The following is a 22,314-nucleotide window of genomic DNA, read 5'->3' on the forward strand; positions in this document are numbered from 1 at the left end:
TACTATGGCAAAACAAGAAGATATATTTAAGAATGTAATTTCGCATGCAAAAGAATACGGATTTATTTTTCCGTCTAGCGAAATATACGATGGTTTAAGTGCAGTTTATGATTATGCACAAAACGGAGTGGAATTAAAAAAGAACATACGTGAATATTGGTGGAAATCAATGGTTCAGATGAATGATAATATTGTGGGATTAGATGCGTCAATATTAATGCATCCAACGACATGGAAAGCATCAGGACACGTGGACGCTTTTAATGACCCATTAATTGATAATAAAGATTCAAAAAGAAGATATAGAGCTGATGTTTTAATTGAAGATTATGCTGAAAAGCTGAATGTAAAAGCAATTAAAGAAATCGAAAAAGCAAAAGTACGTTTTGGTGATGCATTCAATGAAGAAGAATTTGTAAGTACAAATCCGAGAGTTGTTGAATACAAAACTAAAGAGAGAGAAATTCTGGAACGATTGGGACGCTCTTTAGGAAATGAAGACTTAGAGGATGTAAAAGCTTTAATCGAAGAATTAGAAATTGCATGTCCAGAATCAGGTTCTCGCAATTGGACCGAAGTGCGTCAGTTTAATTTGATGTTTGGTACTAAATTAGGCGCATCAGCAGATACTGCGATGGACTTGTATTTACGTCCAGAAACGGCTCAAGGTATTTTTGTGAATTTCTTAAATGTGCAAAAATCTGGAAGAATGAAAGTTCCTTTTGGTATTGCGCAAACAGGTAAGGCATTTAGAAATGAAATTGTTGCTAGACAATTTATTTTCCGCATGCGTGAATTTGAACAAATGGAAATGCAATTCTTTGTGCGCCCTGGAGACGAAATGCAGCATTATGAGTTTTGGAAAGATGCGCGTTTAAAATGGCATTTGTCTTTAGGTTTAGGAAAAGAAAATTATCGTTTTCATGATCATGAAAAATTAGCTCATTATGCAAATGCAGCGGCTGATATCGAATTTAATTTCCCTTTTGGTTTCAAAGAATTAGAAGGAATTCATTCGCGTACCGACTTTGATTTAAAAGCACACGAAAAATTCTCTGGTAGAAAATTACAGTATTTTGATGCTGAATTAAATAAAAACTATGTCCCTTATGTGGTGGAAACCTCGGTGGGATTGGATAGAATGTTTTTGGCTGTTTTTGCAACCTCATTAAAAGAAGAGGTTTTAGAAGATGGGTCAACTAGAACAGTCTTAAAATTACCATCTGTTTTAGCGCCAACAAAAGCAGCGGTTTTGCCATTAGTTAAAAAAGATGGTTTGCCAGAAATTGCGCATAAAATCATTGATGATTTGAAATGGGATTTCCAAGTAGCTTATGATGAAAAAGATGCAGTAGGTCGTCGTTATAGAAGACAAGATGCATTAGGTACGCCATTTTGTATTACAGTAGACCATCAGACCATCGAAGACCAAACGGTAACGATTCGTCATAGAGATACAATGAAACAAGATCGTGTTAAAATATCGGATCTGAAAGAAATCATTGAAAATGAAGTTTCGATGAAAAACTGGTTAATGAAGATATAGTGACACTAATTACAGCGCATAAAAAAAGCTTTCCTATTGGGAAGCTTTTTTTATGCGCTATAAATAAAAAGTAAAAAAAGCCATTGTTTGTTTTCTTTCAATTCTACTGAATATGCTCTTTATCGGATTTATTTGCAGTTCATCAAAATGTATTAACATTTATTTAAAATATGTTAACATTAGAGAGTTAAAATGCTGTAAACATGTATTTTTAAAATGTTAAATAACAATTTCTGAAGTAAAAATCGATAATTTTATTTAATATAGTTTCCCAAAACTACTATAATCAAGCTATTGTTTATGATGTATTCTCTACTATAGAGTGTGTGTTACTATGCCTATAATTTAGGAAAAGCTATAGATGAACTATTCGTACATTATTATTGACGACAATCAAGAAAGTGTTTTGAAAACAAAAGCCATGGCTGATAGTTTTTCGGAGCTTGCTTTTGTAGCTACAGCCCATAATTATGAAGATGGTTTGAATCTTATATTAGAAAATACGCCAGACTTAGTTTTTCTAGAAATTGACCCAACTAATAAAAAAAGTAATTTATCCTTATCGCTTATTAATGAGTTGCATAGGTATTTAAAAGTGGTTCCCAAAATTATTGTTACCACTTCTAAAAAAGACTTAGCTTATGAAGCGATACAATATGAGGTAACGGATTACCTTTTAAAACCTTTAGCACGTATTGATTTTGTAAAATTTATTTTAAAATTAAACAAATCAAATACTGAAGCTGAAGTTCAAATTTTGAAGCCAACAGTTTCTACTGAAGAGCGACCAACCGTTTTTGTTCAGCATGAATCGACTAGTAAGGAAGAACCTCTCGTATTGTGTATTAAGTCTTATGGTGATTACAGGTATATTGATGCTAGAGATATTTGTTATTTACAAGCGGATAATAACTCTACTGATATACACTTAAATAACGGAGAGATGGTCACCGCTTTCAAAACATTAAAACATTTTGAAGGCGTATTAACCTATCCTTTTACAAGAATCCATAACAGTTATATTGTTAACAGTCACTTCATTTCAAGAATCCATACGGGTAATTCATTGTGTTACATTAAAAACACGACTACAAAACTTCCGTTTTCTAAAACATATAAGGTGAATATTGACCTTATTATCTCTGAAATTTCTAACGGGAATTACCTTGAAATTTAAAAAATAGTCATTCACCCTAATTTGACTATCATTCACTATCAGACGATAGTGTTCTACCATTGAGATCCTTTTTTGTAAGAAAAAATGGGATGTCCTGTGTATTTTTACACCGTGATACTGCTGATATGTAGGTCATTAAACAAGTAAACAATTTTAAAAACATAAAATCCCCAAATTATGAAAAAATCAATCTTAACAATCGCTTTATTCTCTTTAGTAATGGTATTAACATCATTTACTACACCAGAAACAAATAATGTAAATATTATTGGAGGAACTGCGACAGGAGGAAATGTAAAAGTGGATATTATAGGAGGAACTGCGACAGGAGGAAATGTAAAAGTAGATATCATCGGAGGAACTGCAACAGGTGGAAATGTAAAAGTTGACATTATTGGAGGAACAGCAACTGGAGGAAACGTGAAAGTGGACATCATTGGAGGTACTGCAACAGGAGGGAATGTAAAAGTAGACTAAAAATTATTTTTTTTAAATATAATTTAGGCTGTCAATTTATTTGGCAGCCTTTTTTTTATGTCAATAGTTTTATTTTACTATTTTTGGTAAAATTCATTTGTAACTATTGAAAAATAAATTCTTCATATATATATTATTTTTTCTTTTATTTGTTTTCTTTAGTTGTACTAAAGAAAAAACAAATAATACCCTTGTTACTTCATCTGAGGACAGTCTATCCACTTATTTTTCCTTAGCAAATGATTTTAGTTTGTCTAAAGAGAAAAGGCTGTTGTATACTAAAAAATCATTTGAAATTGTTGTAAGTCAGGATGATGACTCTTTGAACAGAGTTAATATGTTTAGAGTAGCCAATCGCTATTATAATATTAATAAATGGAGTGAATTTAATAAAACAGTTCATTTGGTTTTAGAAAAATCTGAAAAGGCTAATGACACTCTAAATGTTATAAAAGGTTATACTTATTTGGGAGATTATTATGAGTCACAAGCTATACTAGACAGTTCATTTCAGTTTTATTATAAAGCGGAAAAAATGTATGAGAAACTGGGCGATAATTTTAATTTGGGAAAAATACTCATAAATAAAGCAAATTTGCAATATAAGGCGGGTGATTTTTTAGGTTCAGAAAAATCTGTTTTTAATGTGTTGCGGATTATCAAAGGAGTAAAGCAAGCAAATAATATTCTATATGATGCTTATAATCTTTTAGGCATTATATATGGTGAACTAAGTGAATATGATAACGCAATCGCTTATCATAATAAAGCTTTGTTAATTAGTGATGATGAAATAATACCTAAAGTATTTCAAGCAAGAGCAACTTCCTATAACAATATTGGTTTTCTGTATCTTAGTTCACAAAAATACTTTCTTGCAAAAAACTACTTTCAAAAAGGATTAAGTCAGCCCAATTTAAAATTACAAAAGCCATATGTCTACACTATGCTATTGGATAATTTAGCCTATTCTAAATTTAAAATGGGAGAAAATGATGGGCTTCCAGATTTATTTTATCAATCTTTGAAAATTAGAGATAGCCTTCAATTAACAGCTGGGATATTTATCAATAAAATTCACTTAGCTGAATTTTTTGCTTCTAAAAATGATAAAATAAAAGCGTTGCAATATTCCAAAGAAGCTTTGTCACTCGCTCAAAGTACTAATATCTCAAGAGATATTTTAGTCGCTCTTAAGCAAATAGCTTTGATTGAACCTGAAAAGGCTTCACTTTATACTAAAGAATATATCCATGTCAACGAAAATTTACAAAAAGCAGAACGAAGTATGGGAGATAAATTTTCTCGTATTGAATATGAAACAGACAAGATAAAAGATGAAAACAGTAGTTTAGCGGATCAAAACAGGAATTTAGTTTATGTTTTTAGTTTCTTCACCATTTTAGGATTGTTTTTATATATCATCAAAGCGCAAAAAACCAAGAATAGAGAATTGTTGTACAAACAACAGCAACAAAAAGCAAATGAGGATATTTATAACTTAATGATCTCGCAGCAAAATACGATTGAGACCAACAGGGTAAAAGAGAAAAAACGCGTTGCTCAAGAATTACATGATGGGGTTTTAGGGAGAATGTTTGGGGTGCGAATGAATTTAGATGGTCTAAATAGGTTTAATGATGATATGGCTATTGAACAAAGAATTAGTTATTTATCGGAATTAAAAAATATTGAGCAGGATATTCGTGAAATTTCTCATGACTTAAATAGAGAAAAATCGGAATTAATTAATAACTTCGTAGCAATTGTTGATAATTTATTTGAAAAACAGCGTAATACTTTTAAGCCCAGATTGATTTCTAATATTGATAGAAACATTAAATGGGAATTATTAGTAAATGCTGTAAAAATCAATTTATATAGAATCATTCAGGAATCACTTCAAAATATTAATAAATATGCCAACGCTGAAAATATTAATATTGAGCTGAGAAAACAAGGCGATAATTTAGTATTAACGGTAACAGATGATGGCATTGGATTTAATGCCAGAGTTAAAAAAAAGGGAATTGGAATGCAAAATATGTTATCTCGAACTAAAGAATGTAATGGGATATTTAATGTAAAATCCAAAAAAGGAGAAGGCGCAATTATTACTGTTATAGTTCCATTAGAACAAATACAAATACCATCATAGAAATGACAATCGAATCTACTTTAATGCTAAAAGTAAAAAAAAACATATTAATAGTTGACGATCATCCGTTCATTATACAGGGATATAAAAATGCTATAACTAGGTATGATGCTGATAATTATGAGTTTTTTATAACAGAGGCAAAAGATTGTGAGTCAGCTTATCATGTTATTACTAATCCTGAATCGGCTATTTTTGATATCGCTTTTTTAGATATCAGTATGCCTTCGTATGAAGAACAAAATCTTTATTCGGGTGAGGATTTGGCAAAATTGATTTTAGAGAACATGCCAAATTGTAAAATAATTTTGTTGACTATGTTTACTGAGTTTCTAAAAATTAAAACAATCATAAGTAATATAAATCCAAATGGGTTAGTAATTAAAAATGATTTAACCTTTGATGAACTTTTATTTGCTTTTGATAAAGTGATCAAAAATGAATTTTATTACAGTAAATCTGTTTTAGAGATGTTAGAATCGCATGAAAATGACATCGAAATAGATTTATTTGATAAGCAAATTCTTTTCCATTTGTCAAAGGGAACTAAAGCAAAAGACATTCCTCAATACATTCCAATTTCGTTAAACGCAATTGAAGCGCGAAAATTAAATCTCAAGGAATTATTAAAAGTAACTGATGGAAGTGATATCGAATTGGTTCGGGAAGCTAGAAAAATCGGTTTGTTATTTTAATATTGGAAATTACATAAAAAAAAGCGACACCTAATGATGTCGCTTTTTTTATTCTTTTATAGCATCCCAACCTCTTGCCTTTAGAGGAATTCGAGTATTTGCTCTTGTCACTAAATGGATTCCTTCACTTTCTTGAACCATGTGTCCAATAATAGAGAAATTTGGATTTGCTTTTATTTTATCAAAATCTTCCATCGCAATAGTGAAAAGCAATTCATAATCCTCACCACCATTTATGGCAACTGTGGTGCTGTCAATATTGAATTCTTCACAAACACTGATGAACTGTGGATCAAGAGGAAGTTTATCTTCATATAAATTACAACCCACTTTAGATTGTTTACATAAATGCATAATTTCTGATGATAACCCATCAGAGATATCAATCATTGAAGTAGGTTTTATTTCTAAAGCATGTAATAAAGTTCTAATGTCTTTACGGGCTTCCGGTTTTAATTGACGCTCAATTATATAAGTATAAGAATCTAGATCTGGTTGTGAATTAGGATTTACTTGAAAAACTTGTTTCTCTCTCTCTAAAACTTGTAGTCCCATGTACGCAGCTCCAATATCACCAGACACAACTAGTAAATCGCTTTGTTTTGCTCCATTTCTATAAACAATTTCATCTTCATTGGCTTCGCCAATAGCAGTTATGCTTATAATTAATCCTTTTTGAGAAGAGGTTGTGTCGCCGCCTATTACATCTACTTTGTATTCATTGGCAGCATGAGTAATTCCTTCAAATAATTCTTCTAATGCTTCTAGTGGAAAACGATTTGAAACGGCAACAGAAACCGTAATTTGAGTTGCTTTAGCGTTCATTGCACAGATATCTGATATATTTACTACAACTGCTTTGTACCCTAAGTGTTTCAAAGGCATGTAAGCCAAATCAAAATGTACGCCTTCTATTAATAAATCGGTAGAAACCACAACTTTTTTATCCTTGAAATCAAGAACAGCGGCATCATCACCAATTCCTTTTAGAGTGGAAGGTTGGATTATTTCGAAGTTTTTTGTCAAATGGTCTATCAATCCAAATTCTCCTAATTGAGCTATACTAGTACGTTGCGGGTTTTTATCTTCAATCATTATCTTTATTTTAAAGAAGCAAAGGTACAAAGTTGTAACCCTTTAATGAGATAAAGTAGAAGAGATTTTAGAATTGACTTTATGAATATAATTTTTTTTTCGCATCTTTAAGAATAATTAAAAAAAGTTTACAATGAAATCATTTGATATAATTACACTAACAGTAAACCCCGCTTTGGATAAAAGCGCTCATTTTTCGGGATTAGTTCCTGAACAAAAAATAAGATGTGAAGCACCCCTTTATGATGCAGGTGGAGGGGGAATAAACGTTTCTAAAGCGATATTTCGTTTAGAAGGGAGCTCTTTAGCGGTAATGGCTTCTGGCGGTCCGTCAGGCGAAATTATTAAAGAAATTCTAAATAAAGAGTCAATTTCGTTTCGAGCTATTGAAACTAAAAATTGGACAAGAGAAAGTTTTGTTGCTGTTGATGATAATACCAATTCGCAATACCGTTTTAATTTTCCTGGAACTGCAGTTACGGAAATTGAAAAAAATGAAATTATCCAAGTTGTAGAAGGACTTGAATTTAAATTTCTCGTTTTAAGTGGAAGTTTAAGGGAGGGGTTACCTGTTGATTTTTATCAAAAAATAGCAGAAATTGCCAAAAAATCAAATTCAAAAATTATAGTTGATACGGCTGGCGAAGCTTTAGAAAAAGTATTAGAAACTGGTGCTTATTTAATTAAACCCAATGTGGGTGAATTAGCAAAACTAATTGGTGTCGAACGCCTGGAAATGGAAGAAGTAAACGAAGCTGCCAAAAAAATCATTGCTAAAGGCGGTGCCGAAATTGTTGTGGTTTCTCTTGGTCCTCAGGGTGCAGTTTTAGTTACTAAAGATGTGTATGAATATGTTCCCGCTCCTAATGTTGCTAAGAAAAGTACTGTTGGTGCTGGAGACAGTATGGTAGGAGGAATGGTTTGGGCATTGTCTCAAAATAAAAGCTTGAAAGAAGTAATTCGTTGGGGAGTAGCTTGCGGTTCAGCAGCAACTATGAACGAAGGAACACAGCTGTTTAAATTAGAAGATGCGAAACGATTGTTCGTGTGGTTGCAGGATAAATAAAGCTCTATAAAAAAACCTGATAATTTTTACATCATCAGGGTTCATTTATAATTTAAAATTCAGAATTTAAAATAATTTTTAATCATTCAATTTCAATACAGCCATAAACGCTTCTTGCGGAATCTCAACATTTCCTACCAATCGCATACGTTTTTTACCTTTCTTTTGTTTTTCAAGTAACTTACGTTTACGAGAAATATCTCCACCATAACATTTGGCAGTTACATCTTTACGCAAAGCTTTAATGGTTTCACGCGAAATTACTTTTACTCCAATAGCCGCTTGAACAGGAATGTCAAACTGTTGACGCGGAATCAATTCTTTCAATTTCTCACACATCTTTTTACCAATAGAATAAGCATTATCAACGTGCATCAAGGAAGATAAAGCATCCACAATAGTAGCATTCAATAAAATATCTACTTTAACCAAGTTGGAAGTTCTCATTCCAATAGGTGTATAATCAAATGAAGCATATCCTTTAGAAACCGTTTTCAATCGGTCGTAAAAATCAAATACTATCTCTGCTAACGGCATATCAAATGTCAACTCTACTCTTTCTGTAGTCAAATACGTTTGATTGGTAATCAATCCGCGTTTTTCAATACACAAACTCATTACGTTACCTACATAATCCGCTTTAGTAATGATTGTAGCTTTGATAAAAGGCTCTTCAACATGGTCCAAGCGAGAAGGCTCAGGCAAGTCGGAAGGATTGTTTACAATAAGTACAGTTGTTGGATCTTTCTTAGTAAACGCATGGTACGAAACATTGGGAACAGTAGTGATTACTGTCATGTTAAACTCACGTTCTAGACGTTCCTGGATAATTTCCATGTGTAACATTCCTAAGAATCCACAACGGAAACCAAAACCTAATGCTGCTGAACTTTCCGGTAAAAATACGAGTGAAGCATCATTCAACTGAAGTTTCTCCATTGAGTTTCTCAACTCCTCATAATCCTCAGTGTCTACAGGATAAATTCCAGCAAAAACCATTGGTTTTACATCCTCAAAACCTGTAATTATATTTGTTGTTGGATTTTTCGCATCCGTCAATGTATCTCCTACTTTTACTTCTTTGGCTTCTTTAATTCCAGAAATTAAATACCCAACATCACCAGCTGAAATCACTTGTTTTGGAACCTGGTTTAATTTTAAAGTACCAATTTCATCTGCAAAATATTCATTGCCAGTAGCCATGAATTTAATTTTTTGACCTTTCTTTATTTGTCCATTTTTCACACGGAAAATAACTTCAATACCTCTAAAAGGATTGTAATGAGAGTCGAAAATCAATGCCTGTAATGGTTCGTCAACATTTCCTGATGGAGGTGGAATTTTCTCAATAATTGCAGCCAAAATATTTTCGACACCAAAACCTGTTTTTCCCGAAGCATGAATAATATCTTCCAATTTACATCCAAGTAAATCAATAATATCGTCACTTACCTCTTCTGGGTTCGCACTCGGTAAATCCACTTTATTTAAAACTGGAATAATTTCCAAGTCATTTTCTAAAGCTAAGTATAAATTTGAAATCGTTTGTGCTTGAATACTTTGTGCAGCATCAACAATCAAAAGCGCACCTTCACAAGCAGCGATTGATCTCGAAACTTCATAAGAAAAATCGACGTGTCCCGGAGTATCAATCAAGTTCAAGATGTATTCTTGTCCTTTGTAGGTATACTCCATTTGTATGGCGTGACTTTTTATGGTAATCCCGCGTTCGCGTTCCAAGTCCATGTTGTCAAGCAATTGTGCTTTTTCTTGACGAGCGGTTACTGTTTGTGTAGCACCAAGTAAACGGTCAGCAAGTGTACTTTTCCCGTGATCAATATGTGCAATAATGCAAAAATTCCTTATATGTTTCATCTTCTATTTATGTCAATTTTTTAGGGCGTGACCACAAGGGTCGGGTTATTCGTTTCAATCTTTTCCTTTAAAAAAAAGGAAAAGGATTTTCACTGCTACCCCTCACGCAAAAGCGTCGAACAACGACAATTAATCTGCAAATATACGCTAAAATCAATAGCTTCAAAGCCTAGAATTAGTAAACTAATAGGTTAAGTTAGAAGTCTTTTCGATAACTACTTTCTGCGATTCATCTAAATGTTGTAATTTTGCACAAAATTAAACGAAGATGATTAAGATTGGCAACATAGAATTACCAGATTTCCCTTTACTTCTCGCTCCTATGGAGGACGTGAGTGACCCACCTTATCGTAGGTTGTGTAAAATGCATGGTGCCGATTTGATGTACTCTGAGTTTATTTCTTCTGAAGGTTTAATTCGTGACGCAATCAAAAGCCGAATGAAATTAGACATCTTCGACTACGAACGCCCCGTTGGAATCCAGATTTTTGGAGGTGATGAGGAAGCGATGGCTTTGTCTTCTAAAATTGTTTCAACTGTAAATCCAGATCTAATTGATATCAATTATGGTTGTCCAGTTAAGAAAGTGGTTTGTAAAGGTGCAGGTGCCGGAGTCTTAAAAGATGTGGATTTGATGATACGCTTGACGAAAGCCGTTATTGACAGTACTCATTTACCAGTAACGGTAAAAACGCGTTTGGGTTGGGATGACAATTCGATTAATATAGATGAGGTGGCAGAGCGTTTGCAAGATATTGGTGTTGCTGCTTTGAGTATTCACGCTAGAACTCGTGCCCAAATGTATAAAGGCCATTCGGACTGGTCGCACATCGCCCGAGTAAAAAACAACCCTAGAATCACCATGCCTATTTTTGGTAACGGAGATATCGACAGTCCAGAAAAAGCATTGCAATATAAAAATGAATACGGTATCGACGGAATTATGATTGGTCGTGCCGCGATTGGGTATCCTTGGATTTTCAACGAAATCAAACATTACTTCAAAACAGGGGAGCATTTAGCTAAACCTACAGTTGCTGATAGAGTAGAAGCCGTGCGCAATCACTTAACCTGGGCAATGGAATGGAAAGGAGAGCGATTGGGAATTGTTGAAACCCGTCCTCATTATACTAATTACTTTAAAGGAATTCACTCTTTTAAACCCTTCAAACAACAATTAGTTACACAAGATAATCCTGCCGAATTGTTTGCTATTTTAAATAACATAGAGCAAGCATATGCTGGTTATGAAGTGGTGTAGAAATTTTTGATAAAATAGTTAAACACGAATTCCACTAATTTATACAAATCAATTTGTGTAAATTAGTGGAATTTTTTTATTTACATCTGAAATCTTAATCCAATAACTTTTTACTTACTCGGCTACTAGCAATCAATGAAGCAATAAAGCCAAGCGTAACTATTGTCCCCATCACAATTAACACATTTTCAAGAGAGAAAATGACAGGATAAGCCAGTGTAGGAGTAATCATAACGAGTTGGAAGTGTTGTTGCAGTAAAACGATAATTATTCCTAAAACTAATCCGATTATTCCGCCAAAAACGCTCAATAAAGTACCTTGAAGTAAAAATATTTTTCTCAAATCTTTTATTTCAGTTCCTAAATTAAAAAGGGTTTTCAAATTTCCTTTTTTGTCTAGAATCATCATAATCAATGCACCAATGAGGTTGAAAAGAGCTACCACTATTACTAAAGTAAATATTAAATATACTGCGATATTCTCAGTGTTCAACATTTTATATAAGGATTCATTGAGTTGTGCTCGATTCTTTACAGTTATTTTATTGTTGAAAATAGATTGTAGTTTGTCTATAATCGCATTTTCATCGGCTCCAGTTTTTTCTTTAATTTCTATGCCAGAAATCTGATTGTTTTTGTATTCCAATAATTCTTGGGCTAGACCTAAATCAGAAAAAACATATTTAGAATCTAGATCTTCGCTGATAGCGTAAATGCCAATAGGGAAAACTTCACTTTTGTTAAAAGCTTGTTCCGCATTTTCAATTGTTCCTTTTCCAGGTTTTGGAACTAGAACTTCTAGGGTTTTGTTATAATCAAGCAAGCCCATCGAAAATTTTTGAGCAATGCCATAACCTACCACTACTTGATTTGTATTAGGCTCAATCCATTGCCCATTGTAAAGTGTTTTTTTGATGTCGTTGACTTTACTAAAGTTTTGGTCGACGCCTTTCAAATAGGTTACTTCTTGCTTGTCATCAAAAACAAACAAAACGCGCTCTTCTATTATTTTAGAATAAGAAACAACGCCTTCTATTTTTTTGATTTGGTTTTCTTGTTCTGGAGTAACAAAAAATGATTTCCCTAAAGTGCTACTTATTTTTAAATCGGGATCAATATCATTGGTAAACGAAAGGCTAAAAACTTTCAGCCCACTAAAAACGGACAAAACCACAAACAAAGCCATTGCGCCAACAATAATTCCCATGCTGGCAATTCGATTGATGATATTGATAGCATTATTTTTACTATTGCTAAGAATGTAGCGTTTGGCTATGTAAAGGGGAAAATTCAAATTTTATTGGAATCTGCGTTTGTCCAAAAGATCTCTATTTTCTATAGGATTATCTCTATTGGCTAACGCATTGTCAATTTTTTCAATGTAGTCTAAAGAGTCGTCAATAAAGAAAACCAAATTGGGAACTTTTCTTAATTGCAAACGAACTCGTTGCGATAAATCATGTTTTATGTTTTTAGCATTGGACTTAACCGCCTCTAAGATTTCTTTGGCTTTGTCCTGAGGGAAAACGCTTAAATGCACTGTAGCTACTGATAAATCTGTAGTTACCGTAACCTTGGATACCGAAATGATTAAATTAGCTACTCCGTTTTTTCTCACTTCACCTTGGAGAATATCAACCAAATCTTTTTGGATAACCCCACCTATTTTTTTCTGTCTATTTGTTTCCATGCTGCAAAAATACTACTTTTAAGTTTTATCCCGAAGTTTCGGGACAAATTTTAAAAGTAACCTAAAAATAGTTGTGTTTGTAGGAGCTATTTCCTGCTGTTCTTTGCAATCTTTTATAAAGCTGAAAGCATTCAAAAGGCTTCCAGCTTTATAAAAGGATTTCCACTTCTATCAGGGCCTAGGGGATTTGGGAAGAAAATAAATTTAGGTTTTTGAATGAAAATTTACGAGTTTCAAAAGCACTATTAATCGTTAAACTTGAATAATTCGATTGTATTTATTTTCAAGGCTTTTGACATTATTCACAAGGTAGAAAGAGTTGCATTTGCTCTGCCAGCTTCTAATCTAGACCTATTACTTTTCTCAAAATTGCGTTTGCCAACTTGTATTTGTTTTGATTTTTCCAAATTTTAATTATCATTTACGACAAGTCAAAATTTGTTTTGTATCTGCTCATCGTAAATTTATTTGCCCAAATGAGGAAAACCGTAAAGTAATCGATTTTTTCTATGGTAGATTTGTGAGAGGATTAGAGTTATTAGATACCTTTGAGAAACGTTACCTGAAAAAAGACTTGAAAACCTTTGATTTATTCAAGAAATGTAAGGAACGGTTAGTATTCTAACATTCGATAACGGTAAATTGTAGCGGGGAAAATTAGCCGAACAGATGCCCAAAAAGATAGTAGGCAGTCCAAAAATCAATGAAATGAAAAAAATTATCTTTTTATGTTTTAGTGTAATATTCACTAATTTTACTTGGTCACAAATAACAGTAAACGCACCATCGAGTGTCGAAGTAGGTTTGAATAATCAATTTAGTTTTACTTTTATGCCTAAATCATCCGATTATCCTGCTGGTAGTAGCTCATATAAATTAACCTCTTGGTTTATTAATGACGGAAGTTCTAATATGAATAATTCTGGATATGGCTCGTATAGTAATAACTCACAATCTTTAAACACTTACAGTATTGGCCAATCACAAAGTATAAATTTCCCAATTCGATGGGAAGATAATTCAAATTCTTTGACCTCCAACATTTCTATTGTTGCAAATGTTAGTTATTATGCAGTTGATGCTTTAGGCAATACTTATCCTACTGGAAGTAGAATTCATCCTTTGACCTACACCGTAAATATTAATCGAATTTTTGCACCAACAATTTCTTCTCCGACGATTTTGGGTTGCTGTTCAAACAATGTTTCTATACAAGCTTCAAATTATGGAACTGCCAATAAATTTGTTTGGTTAATTTCAGGGGCTACTATAATTTCAGGTCAAGGTTCTCCGACAATTACAGTTAGCCCAGATCCATTACAAGCTCTTGTTACAGTAGATTGTGTTGTTTCGAGAAGTAATGGAAGTATTATGTATCAAAAATCAAAATCCAATACAATCCCAAAAACAAATAGAACAGCCTCATTTACTCCAAATTATAGTACCACTCCACCCTATGATTATATATGCAAAGGAAGTGGTGGGTTGCAAATGATTATTCCTACTCAATGCGGAATTTCAAGCATTAATTGGGTGGCTCCAAATTGTACTATCTCTGGTCAAAATACATTAACACCAACTATAACCCCTACTAGTGCGATTGCAACAGGGAGTTCAATAAATATTTATGCCGAAGTTTCTTTTATTGGTGGTTGTATAGCAACAACTCCTTCAATTTTATTTAAAATTTTAGACAGCACAACTGCTCCAACTCCTCAGGGTTATTTTACTGTAACATCTTCAAATGGTGGTTCAATATGTACTGCGGAAATATTCGATTTGTCATTTGTAAGCACAAATGGCTTTAACAATGGAATAACTACTGTTTCTCCTGAATTTCTTTGGGGCCCAGGGGATGAATTGCATTATAGAAATGGCAGACCTACAACGGTTACTGTATCTAATAAAAATCTGTGTACTGGTTTGTCAAGCAGTAAAACGTTTACTGTTTATCCTCCTGCTCCTTGTACTCCTAGTGCCAAATTATCCTCAAAAGGCAAGTCAGTAACAAGTGTTAAAGTTGAATCTACTGAGATTTTGGCTGCTACCTTACTTATAACCCCGAACCCAACAAACGGCAATATCAATGCTATGCTGCCTGATAACTATTCGGGTAATTATCAAATATTTGATATAAATGGGATTTTAGTGCAAGAAGCAAAATTTGACAATCAAACTGAATTACAAATTGAACTTTCACAAAAATTAAAATCAGGTATTTACGTTCTCAAAGTGATTACAGATACTAACATTTTTACAGGGAAAATCATTTTAAACAAATAAAATAACTTCAATTGCATTGTCTACAGGCAATGCAATTGTTTTTTTTTACAATAACTTAAATCAACAAAAAAATGAAAATCAATAAAATTTTATTCATCGCAACTTTATTAGTTGCAGTTGCTTCAAATGCTCAAATAAACAAAGGAAACTGGATGATGGGGGGTACTGCAGGATTGTCAAGCTCTAAATCAACAATTGGTGGAAGTACTACTGAATCTTCAACTTCTTTAGGAATTGCACCAAATATTGGATATTTTTTCATTGATAAACTAGCTATCGGCGCGGCTGGCCAATTCAGTTATATTTTTCCGAAAGGAGGTGACCACTCCATAAGTTCAAATAATATATCCCCATTTATTAGATATTACTTTTTAGGAAAAGAAAAGCAAATAAATATTTTTTCGGAAGTACGTTATGAAATTGTAAGATTACATCGTAGCAATTTTAAATCAGATACATTTTTAATTAAAGCGGGGACTGTTTTCTTTGTGAATAGTAGTGTTGGTATTGAAGTTGCATTAAATTATTCAACTCAAAAACTTAATCCAAACATTGAAAATCGATCCATATATTTAAATGTTGGTTTTCAAATACATTTAGAGAAAGAATGAAATAATTAAAAACGTAAAACATAAATTTTTATTATTTGGAATAAGCTATGCAATAAAAAGATAAAATTATCATCCTAATAAATAACCACAAAAGCATTTGGCAACAGCTACGTGTTATTTATGCGCGCAGCACCAACAATAAAAACTGGGTTAAACGAAACCGATTACAAATCAGTAAAAATGATTAAAAGTTTAAGTTTTTTTGTTTTTTAAATTTGGTCTGACATTTCAATATTATAAAAAACCTTTGGCTAAGGCTAAGTCCAAAGGTTTTTTTGTTGAATTTATTGGCTTACATGATTAAGATTATAAAACAATAGAAAGTTATAAATCTTTGTATTACATTTAATGATGATTAAACAAAAATCAATATGCAAAGACCTTCATTCTCCATATACGACGCATCGGCAGGTTCCGGAAAAACCTACGCACTTGTCAAAGAATATTTAAAAATAATTCTTGTTGCCAAAAAAAATGATGCCTATCGCAACATTCTCGCCATTACGTTTACCAACAAAGCGGTACACGAAATGAAAAGCCGAATCGTAGGCAGTCTTTCTGAATTTGCCAAAGAAGAACCAAGCAATAAAGCGCAAGATTTAATGCAGGATTTGGCAATTGATACGGAATTATCTATCATTGAAATCAAAACCAAATCAAAGCAAATCATCAAGCATATTATTCACAATTATGCCGCTTTTGATATTTCTACGATTGATAAATTTACGCACAAAGTGATTCGCGCTTTTGCACATGATTTAAATTTACCTATGACTTTTGAGGTGACTTTGGACACCGAAAATTTATTGATTGAAGCCGTAGATGCCATCATAGCCCAAGCAGGAGAAGATGAAACTTTAACCAAGTTACTCATCGATTTTACAATGGAAAAGACCGATGACGATAAATCTTGGGATATTTCGCGCGAAATTCTAGACACAGGTCGCTTGGTACTCAATGAAAATCACCGTAATGAAATCACTCATTTTCACGATAAATCCATCGCTGATTTCGTCGAAATAAAAAAGAAATTAGAGGAGACTTGTAGAGTTTTAGATAAAGAAAACGCCTCATTAGCGGAAGGTATGTTGACTTTAATAGAAAATAACGGAATCGATTTAAAGTCGTTTTCTAGAGGTACTTTTCCAAATCATTTGGTTAGTATTCGTGACGGGAAATTCAACCCAAAAAATAAGACTTTTCACGAGTTTGATGATATTGCTATCAATAAAACCGCCAAAGATCGCGCTTTAATAGAAAATCTAATTCCGGAGTTAATCCAGATTCTAGCAACGATTTATAAAAATTTCGAAAAAAGAGATTTTTACAAAGCCTTTCTTAAAAATATCACGCCACTTTCTTTATTGAATACGGTGAGTAATGAATTGGCTAAAATTCAAGAAGAACAAAATGTACTTTCAATAACTGAATTTAACGCCATCATTCACCGCGAAATTCAAAACCAGCCAGCGCCTTTTATCTATGAAAGATTAGGAGAGCGTTACCGTCATTTTTTTATTGATGAATTTCAAGATACGTCTGAAATGCAATGGCAAAACTTGATTCCCTTAATTGACAATGCACTTTCGGGTCAAGATGATTTTGGAGAAAAAGGGACTTTGATGATTGTAGGTGATCCCAAGCAGTCTATTTACCGCTGGCGTGGAGGAAAAGCGGAACAGTTTATTGAGTTAAGCAAAGACAATAATCCGTTTAATAATCCAGATAAAAAGCTAGAACATTTAGATAAAAATTATCGTTCATATTCTCAAGTAATTGATTTTAATAATGAATTCTTTAAGTTGATCTCTGGTGAATTTGAACATCCAGATTATAAAGATTTGTACGAAAACCACAGTCATCAAAAAACGAATAGTAAAACCGGTGGATATGTGAATATTTCTTTTATTCCAAAAGTTGAAAATAGTGAAGACGATGAAGAAGCGCTAGATAAAACAGAATTATATGTTTTAGCGACTTTAAATACCATACAAAAAGTGTTACGTGAAGGTTTTGAGTATAAAGATATTGTGATTTTGACTCGCAAACGAGATCAAGGAGTTGCGATTGCTAATTATTTGACGGAACAAAACATTCCACTTTTGTCATCAGAAACCTTGATGATTCAAAACGCAACTGAAGTGCGCTTGATCATTCACCTATTAAAATACTTAAAAAATAACGCTGACTTAGAGGCAAAAGCGTATTTTCTGCATTACATCGCAGAGCACGTTCAAGATAAATTAGCGGTTCATGATTTCATCGCCCAAGGTATGGAACAAAAAAACGAAGTGGATTTTGAGAATTGGCTCACGAGTTTTGATATCTCGCTTTCGTTTCAAAACATTCGAAAAAAATCATTGTATGAGGCTGTAGAAATTGTGATTTCAAAATTTTTGTCGCCAGAACTAGCTAAAGGTGGCGGAGCGTATGTGCAGTATTTCCTTGATATCGTTTTAGAACGTGATGTTCGTAATCAAGCAGGAATTACTGATTTCTTGAATTTCTGGGATAAGAACGCTGAGAAGTTTAGTATTCCGTCACCAGAAGGGAATAACGCGGTTCGTATTATGACCATACATAAATCAAAAGGACTGGAATTTCCAGTAGTGATTATGCCTTTTGCTGAGGAAGATTATAGTAGGAAACCAAAAGATAAATTGTGGTTGGATGCTTCCGAAATGGATTTTGGTCTGCCTAAGGTTTTAATAGACAATAGTAGTGCTGTTGAAGGTTTTGGTGAAGAGGCAAAATCAGTTTATGATTTAAAAAAACAAGAAGAGCTATTAGATAATATCAATGTTTTATATGTGGCATTAACCCGTGCAGAAGAACAATTGTATATTATTTCAAATATGAACTTAACGAGTAAAGGAGAGGTGAAGACCAATAATATGTCAGCTTTCTTTATTAATTATTTGAATAGCAAAGATGGTTTTGAACCAGAGAAATTCGAATATGAATTTGGAAATTCGGCAAAATTATCATCAGCATCAAAACATGTGGATACTTCAAAAAAGATTGAAGTAGTAGCTGAGACGTTAGATGCAAAAAACATTAAGATTGCCCAACGAGAAGCATTAATGTGGGGGACGCATCAACAAGAGTCCATTGAGTATGGAAATGTCGTACACGAAATTTTATCATTTGTGAAAACTAAAGGAGATGTCGTTTTGGCTGTCGAGAAAGCGATTGAAAACGGATTGATCAATTTTGGACAAAAAGAGTTGGTCTACCAAACCATCCAGGATATTGTTAATCATAGGGAATTGGAATTCTTTTTTGCTGAAGGGAATGTTATTTTGAACGAACAAACTATTATTCAAAAAGAAGGAAGTACAATAAAACCGGACCGTATGGTAGTGAATAATAACAATGAAGTCTATTTATTAGATTATAAAACGGGGGGGCATAATGCAAAATATCAAAAGCAATTAGAAAATTATCAATATGCAATTGAGTTAATGGGTTATAAAGTCGTAAAAAAATCATTGATTTACATCGGAAAAGAAATCGATGTAGTAAATTTGTAGCTTAAAAATGAATTATTCGCAAAATCCAAACTTATAAAAAGATAAAAAATGTACGGAAAGATAAAAGAACATCTTCAAAACGAATTACAAACAATAGAAGATAACGGGATATTTAAAAAAGAAAGAATCATTACTTCTCCACAAGGAGCAGAAATTACGATTTCTACAGGTGAAACAGTTTTAAATTTTTGTGCCAATAATTATTTAGGCTTGTCATCTCATCCAGAAGTGATACAAGCTGCGAAAGATGCTATGGATACACATGGTTTCGGAATGTCATCTGTACGTTTTATTTGTGGGACACAAGATATTCACAAAACATTAGAAAGAAAAATCTCGGAATTTTACGGTACAGAAGATACGATTTTGTATGCGGCTGCTTTTGATGCTAATGGTGGAGTTTTTGAACCTTTATTAGAAGAAGGAGACGCAATAATCTCAGATAGTTTGAATCATGCTTCTATTATTGATGGAGTTCGTTTGTGTAAAGCATCGCGCTACCGTTATGAAAACAGTAACATGGAAGACCTAGAACAACAATTAATCAAAGCAAATGAAGCGGGAAGTCGTTTTAAGATAATTGTAACTGATGGAGTTTTCTCAATGGATGGAGTTGTAGCGCCATTAGATAAAATTTGTGACCTCGCTGATAAATATGATGCAATGGTAATGGTTGACGAATGTCATGCCGCTGGGTTTATAGGAGCAACTGGTAAAGGTACGCTTGAAGCAAAAGGAGTAATGGGAAGGGTAGATATTATAACAGGAACTCTCGGAAAAGCTTTAGGTGGAGCCATGGGAGGTTATACTACAGCTAAAAAAGAAATAATCGAATTGTTGCGTCAGCGTTCAAGACCGTATTTGTTTTCTAATTCATTAGCTCCTGCAATTGTAGGGGCGTCAATTAAAGTTTTTGAGCTTTTAGAAAAAGACACTAGTTTAAGAGATCAATTAGAATGGAATACGAATTACTTTAAAGCCGGAATGAAAAAAGCCGGATTTGACATTGTGGAAGGTGATTCGGCTATTGTACCAGTTATGTTATATGATGCTAAGTTGTCCCAGACCATGGCAGATGAATTATTGAAAAAAGGAATTTATGTAATTGGATTCTTTTTCCCTGTAGTTCCTAAGGATAAAGCAAGAATTCGTGTTCAGCTATCTGCTGCACATACAAAGGAACATTTAGATAAGGCGATTTCAGCTTTCATTGAGGTTGGACGTTTATTAGATGTTGTATAATTATTATTGAAAGTTATGAAATTGCCACTTTTTGTGATTTTAAAGGGTTTTTTTTAACATTTAGTTTTGTAATTAATAAATATCGCATTACTTTTGTTTGTAATTAACTAAATTGTAATTAAATAAATTAAGTATGAAACATCTTAACAAAATTTTAGTTGCTGCAATGATGGTGATGGGGTTAAGCTCTCACGCACAAGACAGTAACAACCCGTGGGCTATCTCTTTTGGAGTTAATGCCGTAGACACTAGAACAAGTGCTGGTGGTGGAAATGGATGGTTGGATCAACATTTTTCTCAGCCATTTGCTGTTAAAGATAATTGGAATGTTCTTCCTTCTGTATCTTACATTGGTATATCTAAATACCTAGGAGATAATTTCTCTTTTGGTGTTCAAGGATCTGTGAATAAAATTGAAAAATATGTAAAATTTGATCCTACTGCAACAGGTCATGATTCTCGTGGAATGGTTGTTTCTAATCCTGGAGATTTAATGTATTATGGTATTGACGCAACGGTTAAATATAGCTTCATGAGCTTAATCAACTCTAAAGTTATCGATCCTTCGTTACACGTTGGTGGAGGTTATACTTTCTTTGGAGATAGTAGTTATGGTACTGTAAATCCAGGTGCTGGATTAACTTTATGGTTTACTGAAAACATAGGTTTGTCATTTGAAACAAGCTATAAAAAATCATTTGGTGATAGAGAAGATGCTTCAGGTACTCCTGATGCTCCATCTCACTTCCAACATACCGCTGGTCTTACTTTCAAATTTGGAGGAAAAGATACTGACGGAGATGGAATTTACGACAAAGATGATGCTTGTCCAGAAGTTGCAGGTTTAAAACAATTCAACGGTTGTCCTGATACTGATGGAGACGGAATTATCGACGGAAATGATGCTTGTCCAGATGTATTTGGTTTAGCTGCATTAAACGGTTGTCCTGACACTGATGGAGATGGTATCGCTGATAAAGATGATGCTTGTCCAGATGTATTTGGTTTAGCCGCTTTAAAAGGATGTCCAGATGCTGATGGTGATGGAATTACTGATAAAGATGATAAATGTCCTACTGTTGCAGGTCCAAAAGAAAACGCAGGTTGTCCTTGGCCAGATACTGATGGAGATGGAGTATTAGACAAAGATGATAAATGTCCTACTGTAAAAGGAACTGTTGCTAACAAAGGTTGTCCTGAAGTTACTGCTGAAGTTATCAAACAATTAAACGAATATGGTAAAACAATTTTGTTTGATTCTGGAAAATCTACTTTCAAGAAACAATCTTATACAGTTTTAGAATCTATTGCATCAATCTTAAAAGAATATCCTAATTCTAGATTTATGATTGAAGGTCATACTGATAGTGATGGTTCTAATGCATTAAACCAAGATTTATCTCAAAATAGAGCTCATGCCGTTAAAAATTACTTAATTGAAAATGGTATTGCTGCTGATAGATTAGAGCACACAGGTTATGGTGAAACTAAACCAATTGCTACTAATAAAACAGCAACAGGAAAAGCTCAAAATAGAAGAGTTGAAGTTTCTTTAATCAAAGAATAATTTCTTCTAAAATAATTATAGAAAACGCCTCGATTTAT

16 protein-coding genes are annotated in these 22,314 nt (G+C 33.2%); 12 read left to right on the forward strand and 4 right to left on the reverse strand.

Annotated features, from left to right (window positions below; all coding sequences use genetic code 11):
- Window positions 1–4: 4 nt before the first annotated feature.
- From AB3G34_RS15340 to AB3G34_RS15360, 5 genes are all read left to right on the forward strand, one after another.
- Window positions 5–1,546 (forward strand): glycine--tRNA ligase, encoded by a 1,542-nt coding sequence (locus AB3G34_RS15340; protein WP_369752943.1) that lies wholly within the window; start codon window positions 5–7, stop codon window positions 1,544–1,546.
- Between the two features lie 361 nt (window positions 1,547–1,907).
- Entirely contained in the window at window positions 1,908–2,723 is an 816-nt protein-coding gene (locus AB3G34_RS15345; RefSeq protein ID WP_367756535.1) for a LytR/AlgR family response regulator transcription factor, read from the forward strand.
- Window positions 2,724–2,900: 177 nt separating this feature from the next.
- Window positions 2,901–3,200, forward strand: a complete 300-nt coding sequence (locus AB3G34_RS15350) for a 3-oxoacyl-ACP reductase (protein ID WP_369752944.1) — start codon at window positions 2,901–2,903, stop codon at window positions 3,198–3,200.
- A 106-nt stretch (window positions 3,201–3,306) separates the two neighbouring features.
- Entirely contained in the window at window positions 3,307–5,358 is a 2,052-nt protein-coding gene (locus tag AB3G34_RS15355; protein WP_369752945.1) for an ATP-binding protein, read from the forward strand.
- Window positions 5,359–5,360: 2 nt separating this feature from the next.
- Window positions 5,361–6,053 carry a response regulator gene (locus AB3G34_RS15360; protein WP_367756541.1) on the forward strand — a complete coding sequence of 231 codons (693 nt, stop codon included), beginning with the start codon at window positions 5,361–5,363 and terminating at the stop codon, window positions 6,051–6,053.
- A 48-nt stretch (window positions 6,054–6,101) separates the two neighbouring features.
- On the opposite strand, the gene thiL is transcribed toward AB3G34_RS15360, so the two are convergent.
- Entirely contained in the window at window positions 6,102–7,148 is a 1,047-nt protein-coding gene (gene thiL / locus AB3G34_RS15365; RefSeq protein WP_367756543.1) for a thiamine-phosphate kinase, read from the reverse strand.
- Between the two features lie 133 nt (window positions 7,149–7,281).
- On the opposite strand from thiL, the gene AB3G34_RS15370 reads away from it, so the two are divergent.
- The gene (locus AB3G34_RS15370) at window positions 7,282–8,214 is read left to right on the forward strand and encodes a 1-phosphofructokinase family hexose kinase (RefSeq protein ID WP_369752946.1); all 933 of its coding nucleotides are present in this window, start codon (window positions 7,282–7,284) and stop codon (window positions 8,212–8,214) included.
- Between the two features lie 78 nt (window positions 8,215–8,292).
- On the opposite strand, the gene lepA is transcribed toward AB3G34_RS15370, so the two are convergent.
- Window positions 8,293–10,089, reverse strand: coding sequence for a translation elongation factor 4 (gene lepA, locus AB3G34_RS15375; RefSeq protein WP_367756547.1), 1,797 nt, complete (start codon window positions 10,087–10,089; stop codon window positions 8,293–8,295).
- 268 nt (window positions 10,090–10,357) lie between these two features.
- On the opposite strand from lepA, the gene dusB reads away from it, so the two are divergent.
- Window positions 10,358–11,350, forward strand: a complete 993-nt coding sequence (dusB, locus tag AB3G34_RS15380; RefSeq protein WP_367756549.1) for a tRNA dihydrouridine synthase DusB — start codon at window positions 10,358–10,360, stop codon at window positions 11,348–11,350.
- A gap of 94 nt (window positions 11,351–11,444) precedes the next feature.
- Here dusB and AB3G34_RS15385 read toward each other — a convergent pair whose 3' ends face one another.
- Window positions 11,445–12,644 carry an ABC transporter permease gene (locus AB3G34_RS15385; RefSeq protein ID WP_367756551.1) on the reverse strand — a complete coding sequence of 400 codons (1,200 nt, stop codon included), beginning with the start codon at window positions 12,642–12,644 and terminating at the stop codon, window positions 11,445–11,447.
- A 3-nt stretch (window positions 12,645–12,647) separates the two neighbouring features.
- Entirely contained in the window at window positions 12,648–13,040 is a 393-nt protein-coding gene (rbfA, locus tag AB3G34_RS15390; RefSeq protein ID WP_367756553.1) for a 30S ribosome-binding factor RbfA, read from the reverse strand.
- A gap of 708 nt (window positions 13,041–13,748) precedes the next feature.
- Here rbfA and AB3G34_RS15395 point away from each other — a divergent pair.
- The 5 genes from AB3G34_RS15395 (at window position 13,749) to AB3G34_RS15415 (ending at window position 22,276) form a co-directional block, all read left to right on the forward strand.
- Window positions 13,749–15,323: a T9SS type A sorting domain-containing protein gene (locus tag AB3G34_RS15395; RefSeq protein WP_367756555.1), complete on the forward strand. Its 1,575-nt coding sequence runs from the start codon at window positions 13,749–13,751 to the stop codon at window positions 15,321–15,323.
- 71 nt (window positions 15,324–15,394) lie between these two features.
- Window positions 15,395–15,934, forward strand: coding sequence for a hypothetical protein (locus tag AB3G34_RS15400; RefSeq protein WP_367756557.1), 540 nt, complete (start codon window positions 15,395–15,397; stop codon window positions 15,932–15,934).
- Window positions 15,935–16,305: 371 nt separating this feature from the next.
- Entirely contained in the window at window positions 16,306–19,467 is a 3,162-nt protein-coding gene (locus tag AB3G34_RS15405) for a UvrD-helicase domain-containing protein (RefSeq protein ID WP_369752947.1), read from the forward strand.
- A 48-nt stretch (window positions 19,468–19,515) separates the two neighbouring features.
- Window positions 19,516–20,709 carry a glycine C-acetyltransferase gene (kbl, locus tag AB3G34_RS15410; protein WP_369752948.1) on the forward strand — a complete coding sequence of 398 codons (1,194 nt, stop codon included), beginning with the start codon at window positions 19,516–19,518 and terminating at the stop codon, window positions 20,707–20,709.
- A gap of 133 nt (window positions 20,710–20,842) precedes the next feature.
- Entirely contained in the window at window positions 20,843–22,276 is a 1,434-nt protein-coding gene (locus tag AB3G34_RS15415) for an OmpA family protein (protein ID WP_369752949.1), read from the forward strand.
- Window positions 22,277–22,314: the final 38 nt, after the last annotated feature.

Source organism: Flavobacterium sp. WC2409, from assembly GCF_041200085.1.
Classification (GTDB): domain Bacteria; phylum Bacteroidota; class Bacteroidia; order Flavobacteriales; family Flavobacteriaceae; genus Flavobacterium.